The sequence below is a fragment of the Blautia sp. CAG:257 genome (assembly GCF_000433815.1).
Lineage (GTDB): Bacteria > Bacillota > Clostridia > Lachnospirales > Lachnospiraceae > Blautia_A > Blautia_A caecimuris.
On the sequence record NZ_HF999106.1, the window covers coordinates 1,033 to 2,662 of the forward strand.

A 1,630-nucleotide genomic window follows, 5' to 3' on the forward strand; every position below is an offset into this window, starting at 1 on the left:
TCTTATACACAATATCATTTCTAAAAATTTCTCAAAGCATCTTTCTGCTTTCTGGTAAGCTTTTTTATTTCGCATTCGCGTCTCATGGCCTCTTCTCTGGTAGCAAAACCCTCATAATATGCAAGGTGCACCGGACGCTTTGCCTTTGTATATTTAGCCCCGTCTTTTCCCTCATTGTGAGCCTTCAGACGTTTTTCCAGAGAGTTTGTCCACCCTGTATAAAGGCTTCCGTCTGCACACTGCACCATATATGTGTAATTCATTTTTTCACTCCATCCAGGTATATGTAAAGGATAACTGCCGCTCTATTCCAACAGTCATCCCCGAATCTATATAAAAGCAGCCGGCCGGACAAAGTATATCACTGAAAGATAAAAAGCAGGTAGGAGAACTGCCGACTGCGGATTTTTGTTCCCACCTGCTTTTATTATACGTTGTTTCTTATTTTTTGTGAACAGTTCCATAGAAAACAGAACAGTATCTCTTATTTTTATTCTGGAAGATAGGCGATCGGATCAACCGGTTCTCCGTCCTTTTTCATTGCAAAATAAAGATTACTTCCTTCTTCACTGTAATACTTGGTAGGAGCTGCAATATAGCCGATTACAGTTCCTTTATCCACTGTGGCTCCCTCTTCTACTGCAAGGTCTTTAAGCTGCCCGTATACGGCCTGATAGCCGCTTCCTATTTCCATTGTCACTGTTGTTCCTGTCTGTGCATTTTCTTCGATCGAATATACTGTTCCGGGCACAGAAGCCAGCACCGGAGCCCCCTCAGCCGCCTGCACTGCAATAGCAGGACTTAATTTATACTGGTCGAGAGTTGGAAAATATACAGTCTGATCCATATTATAATCAAGCAGGATATTTCCATTTACCGGCCATTCCATTTGTGTTTCTTCCGAAAAATTCAGTACCGGGGCTTCTACTGCGCCTGCCGCTGCATCTGTTGCTGTATTTTCTTCTGATTGAGCAAAAGTTCCATCCTCCGGCTGCTGGCCGTTTTCCTCCACAGCGGTTTCTTCCTGTAAAGGCTCTGCCTCATTTCCGTTAGCTCCGTCTTCCATTTCTGTTCCTGCCAGATCTCCGGATGTATTTTCCATATCCGCTTCTACCTCAGTGGTTCCCACATCTACCATGGGTTCTTCCTCTGTACTTTGTTCCATTTCCACAAATTCCTGTTCTTCCTGGATATTTTCCTCTGGTTTTGATGTACCAAGCTGATAAGCTCCAATTCCGGCTGCAGCCAGAACTGCTAAAAGGGCTGTGTTTGTGGCATACTTTACAATTCTGTTTTTTGTCATATTCCTTTCACCTCTGCTTATAATCATTTCTGTATTTATAGGGTGTCCAGAATACCTGAGTCTATTCACTTTTAGTGGTTATAAATGAACAAATATCCAATATCACATAATACAGACAAAAAAGAGGGGTGTGTCTCCATACCTCAACGGTATCTATGGGGGATGATGAGCCTGATATGACGAGAATGTATATCCACAGATGAATTATTTACTATAAATGAGCAAATATCGAATTTTGCACAATAGAATCCGTAACACACAGACATAAAGGGAATATTAAGCTTTATATGTGCATCTTATAAAGACAAATTCGTGATGATTTTGTGT

Annotated in this window: 2 protein-coding genes; both read right to left on the bottom strand. The window is 41.6% G+C overall.

Going from position 1 to position 1,630, the window contains the following annotated elements; translation table 11 throughout:
- Positions 1-20: 20 nt before the first annotated feature.
- Positions 21-263, bottom strand: coding sequence for a GIY-YIG nuclease family protein (locus QVP40_RS11855; RefSeq protein ID WP_022068607.1), 243 nt, complete (start codon positions 261-263; stop codon positions 21-23).
- 227 nt (positions 264-490) lie between these two features.
- Complete coding sequence (locus tag QVP40_RS11860; RefSeq protein WP_022068608.1) at positions 491-1,303, bottom strand: M23 family metallopeptidase; 813 nt, start codon at positions 1,301-1,303, stop codon at positions 491-493.
- Positions 1,304-1,630: the final 327 nt, after the last annotated feature.